The organism is Desulfofundulus sp., assembly GCF_049701015.1.
Classification (GTDB): Bacteria; Bacillota; Desulfotomaculia; order Desulfotomaculales; family Desulfovirgulaceae; genus Desulfofundulus.
Genome location: NZ_JBNATZ010000186.1, coordinates 1 through 4961, shown reverse-complemented (window position 1 = coordinate 4961; position 4961 = coordinate 1). Strand labels below are relative to the sequence as shown.

Genomic DNA, 4961 nt, shown 5'->3' with positions numbered 1-4961 from the left:
GTACCGTCAGATTTTAACGCGAGAGAGTGAGCACCACCTGCCGCTACTGCTACCACGCCCGTAAGGTTCTGCACCTGCACGGGTGCGTAACGGTTCGTGGTAGTGCCGTCGCCCAACTGGCCGTAGCGGTTCCACCCCCACGCCCATACTGTGCCGTCCGACTTCAATGCAAGTGGGTGCCAACTACCAGCTGCTATCGCTACTACGCTGGTCAGGTTCTTGACCTGCACAGGTACAGTACGGTTAGTTGTAGTGCCATCGCCAAGTCGGCCGTAGCTGTTATCACCCCACGCCCACACTGTACCGTCAGACTTTAAAGCGAGTGAGTAAAAATCATTAGCCGCTACTGCTACCACGTCCGTAAGGTTCTGCACCTGCACGGGAGTATAACGGTCCGTTGTAGTGCCGTCACCTAGCTGGCCGTAGTGATTACTCCCCCACGCCCATACCGTGCCGTCCGACTTTAACGCAAGGGAGTGATAATAACCTGCTGCCACCGCCACCACGCCCGTCAGGTTTTTAACTTGCACGGGTGTAGCGTGGTTAATCGTGGTGCCGTCCCCCAGTTGACCGAAATTGTTGTTCCCCCATGCCCATACCGTACCATCACTCTTCACTTCTAAAGAATGAGAATAGTTACCATTAATAACTACACCTGCTAATAACACTGGAATTTGTTGTCCGGTAAGTTCCATATTTGCTTTCTGAGTAAGGTTCTTGTAAGTTGCTGATACCGTAGCCGTCCCGCCCTGGGTACCGGCCGTAAACGTGGCCTGGTAAGAACCGTCAGCACCGGTCACCGGGGAAACAGGACTTACCGTACCCAGCGTCGCGGAGAGGTTTACCGTCACACCTACACCCGGGTACTGGCCGTACATCACCTTCCCGCTCAACACCGACGTCGATTTCCCGTCAGCCGGCAACTGTGTCGGGTTCGCCGCCAGGTTCAGCGTCGGAAGTATGCCGACCGCCACCGGGTCGTCCACCTGAATAATGGCATCAACGTTATCCGTATATGTCCCTGTGTTGGGGCCGAGGTACAGTCTGCCCGCAACCCCGCTCACAAAACCACCGCTCGCTCCTACATTCACAGGCGTGCCGCTGTCCCCTACCTTCGCGTAAAGACCGGCCGCCCACGTGCCTGTCGCGTTGACCCGCACGAGCAACCCGCTGCCTACGTCTATCCCCGTGTCCGTCCACGGCTGGTTTCCATAAACAAGCGGGTCAACCCCAACCGTTCCCGAACTTACACCCGGCGCTTGAGTACTATCCACCGCTACGCTGGTACACCCCGACCCCGTCACTCTCAGCGTCGTGCTGAACCCACCTTGCTGGTCGGTCACCGGTATCGGGTCGCTCAATGTGCCGTTCTTGACAACCAGAGGTATCGCTACCGATGATACCGGAACACCGTCTTTCGTTACCTGTCCCTGAACAACATACTCGCCCGGTGTGCTGTCGGGCATGATATTAAGCTTCACCTGGCTGCCGGATGGCACCACTGCTACAAAGTTTACCACGGCAGAACCGCTAACGCCGTTACCTGCCGACGCGCTGACCGTTACCCGCCCGGCCTGGCCGGATGTTGCCTGCGCATTTACCGCGCCGTCCTTTGTGACCGCCGCAACCGGAGTAACCGTGCCGCCGCTGGCTGCCAGCGTTACCGCTGTCCCGTCTTCAACTGCGTTCCCGTACTGGTCTTGAACAAGTACGTTCACGTTTACCTGAGTGCCTGCCAGAGCAGTTTGCTTCTCCGGCGTTACCGTCACTTTTGCCGGAACGTCGGCTATCACCGGGATGCTCAACTCGCTCTCGCACTGGTCGACCTTGACCGTCAGGGTCACCGGCTGTTTCTTTGTGGGCGCGGTAAATTCCAGCGAAAACGCTCCACCCGCTGTGCTTGCCCCGCTGGATACCTGCCCCGCCGTTGCAGCGGCAGATACAGGCGTCCCGTCCTCGACCGGGTTTTCATACACGTCAACCGCCGTGCCGGATACTGCAACAGTGTGACCCACTACTACCCTCTCTGCACCCAGGGAGAGAGTCACTTTCGCCGCGGGACCGGGGCGGAAGTTTATCTCGCCGTCGTACCGCGCCGTGTCTTCAGGATAGGGGCCGGAAACCTCAACCGCCACGCCCACCTTTTCCGCCTCGGTGTCTGAAATGCGCACCTTGACTGTCCCGTCCGAGCCTTCGGGTACCGTGAACCCGGATGGATCAGCTACTGCGGAACCGGGCTTCCTGGTACCGTACTCCACCAGGTTTACCTTACCTGCCGCCCCGTAACCGGGCTGGCCGTAGTCATCGGTAAATGTCGCGTCAAGCTCGGTACCTTCGGTCACTCTCGGGTTGCTGGAAGACAGGCTGAATTTCGCATGCCGCGGCTCGTGCAGCGCTGACCCCGTTTCAAACGCGAAACTGCAGCTCTTCTTCTCCCAACCTTCGCTCAACTCGTTCTTCTCAAAACCGAGGTGCCTGCCCTCGTCATACGGGTGAAGCACAAATTCCACCGTGTACCGGGTGTACCGCTGGAGCAAACCGTGCTTGACCTCTACCGTTCCCTGCCCGTCGTAAACGGCGTCTGCCTTCTGACCGTTAATAGTCGCGTAGAAGTGACCCTTCTCAAGCTGCTCGCTTACGTGCCTGAACGCTCTCGATGTCGTGTCAAAAACAATCTTGATGGGCGCATCGGGCCTGACTACTGTCACCCCGTCCGATGGCTCCGTCCTCAGTACGGGCAAAACTCCCGGTAAATCTTCATCGCCGTTACCCGGCTCTTCCCGTTGCCCGCCTGTAATGTCCCCGTATGCCTGGCTTACAACAGATCCCTGCCCCGTTGCAGCGTTACCGTATACCTGGCTTGCAACCGTATTCCCCTGCCCAGCCGGTACGTCCTGGACAGGTACCGCCGGTTTTCCCGCCCATGCCCCTGCCGGAAATACTGCCAGCGCAAGCAGGAAAACTACCAGCATTGCCACACTCAGTTTCTTCTTCATTTCAAAAAAAGCTCCCTCCTTATCAGTTTCACCTGGGAGGGGTCATCAAATAAAAAAACCGTACCAGCGCCGGATACCCGAAATATCCGGTCTGCCAGTACGGTTCCCCCGTCCCCAGCTTTCTTAAGTTTGCTTTTTGAACCATGAAATACTTTCAACTGACTGCACAGTTACCTGCTAATCATCAACCGTTCCTGAATTTTCGCTATCAGCACCCCCTTTCCCCCTAAATCTTTCGCGGAAAAACGAAAACCGCACCGCTCTCCCGGCATTTATGCCAGAAGATCCGGTGCGGTTTCCCCGCCCCCGGGGAAGTTTTGGCTCCCCCTGCTCCTTTAAAATACTACTTTCGAGCAGTACATGCAAGTGTTTTCTCGTTCTGTTTCTCCGCTTGATAAATTCCAAGATCAGTTACCAGAAGTATTTTTCAAAGTATTTGCTCTCCCCTGACGACTCGCTTCTTCTGCGCTGGATGAACCGGCGGCAGGTTAGCTGGTTGGTTTAGCCATTTTTTGGTTAAAGCAATCATGTCCCGGGCCTGCTCGTTCAGGGCGGCGCTGCCCCCACGCACAACCACCGCCCGGCGAAAGAAATCCAGGGCCTCGGCATACTGACCCAGTCTGAAATGCAGCTCGCCAATGAGATAGGCCAGCTGCTGCTCCTGTTTGGTGGACAGTTTCCGGGAACTGTTAAAGTAAGCCCGCTGGGAGTATTCCAATGCCCGGGCCCGGGCGTCTAATGCAGCTTTTTTCTGTCCCCCGTCCTCATACAGCCAGGCCAGGTGTAACCACAGGCGGGCTATTTTATCCGGTTCCGCGGCCATCTGTTCTGAGTTGAACAGGGCCAACCTGTGTGCTAGCAGGGCAAACTCCAGTGTTCCCGGGGTGGCCATCGTTCCGGAAAAAACTTTTTGCCTTTCTGCCTTCCCGTCCTGAAGCAGCTTTTTTTGCCTGGCGGAGAGATTCGGAAAATCGGTGCACTGGTTAGCATAAAAACAGGCCGGACAAACCCAGATGCTGTACAAAAGCGGTTCAAAGTCGCGGTAACGCTGGCGGAAATCGCTATCCTGACCGGTCACAGATAATTTATATTGAAACACTTTGCACACCGTAAAGGTAGTGCTGCATACCGGGCATTTAATCTCTGACTGGTAAAGAAAACGGTGCCCTGAACCTGCACAGAGAGTTTCTTTTTGAGCAGGTGGTTTATCCCTTAACGCCCGTGTAATTTTTGCGGCCAGTTGCGGGTGCATTTTGATTACCTGTTCCAGGTTATCCTCATTAATAACTAGCACCAGAGAATCTTCCATCGCCCGGGCGTCGATTTGCTGTGATAAACCTTCCAGCAGGGAGTTGCAGTCGATAAGTTCTCCCGGTCCCACAAAAGCCTGCACTTCTCTGTGACCGCCGGCAGCTTTGCTGAGCTCGATCCTGCCCTGTAATACTACATACATTTCCCTTTTATGTTCGCCCTCGCGAAAGAGAAACTCACCTGCCGCCAGGGATTGAATTATTTTTGTTCCAGGCACCACTATGCATTCCTTTCCGAACAAAATTTTCAGGCATGAGAGGAAAATTTGATCAGTTGCAAGTCAAGCACTGGTGGCAGGGCTGATAACCCCACAATTCCACCCTCAGATTCCCCTGATCATTGCGAGTTTTGATTGCCAGAGTTTTCCCTGACGTGTTCTTGAACCGGAAGTCCCAGTACGGCCAGGCCACCGCCGCGTCCTTACCCGGTTCAGCGTAGCTCACGGGCATACTGTGGCCGTGGCGTTCCACCACTTCCAGCCCCGCGTTCAACACCGCCAGGTGGAGGGCCGTGGCCGTCCGGCACACACCCCCGCCCACGTCGGGCACTGCTTTTGGGCCGTAGACCGTCTCGACGACGGACCCCCCTTCCACGAAACCCCTGGATACCGTGCGCGGCCCCACAGCCCGGTTGAAGCTGAATACTTCGCCTGGT

Annotated in this window: 3 protein-coding genes; all 3 read right to left on the bottom strand. The window is 56.1% G+C overall.

The genetic code is table 11. From position 1 onward, the window contains the following. On the bottom strand, window positions 1–2996 hold a 2996-nt coding region (locus ACPLUI_RS10860), incomplete at its 3' end, for an invasin domain 3-containing protein (protein WP_424660282.1). Window positions 2997–3423: 427 nt separating this feature from the next. Continuing rightward, window positions 3424–4524 carry a DUF2225 domain-containing protein gene (locus ACPLUI_RS10855; protein WP_424660281.1) on the bottom strand — a complete coding sequence of 367 codons (1101 nt, stop codon included), beginning with the start codon at window positions 4522–4524 and terminating at the stop codon, window positions 3424–3426. 52 nt (window positions 4525–4576) lie between these two features. After that, window positions 4577–4961: VanW family protein (locus ACPLUI_RS10850; RefSeq protein WP_424660280.1), on the bottom strand; the 385-nt coding region annotated here is incomplete at its 5' end.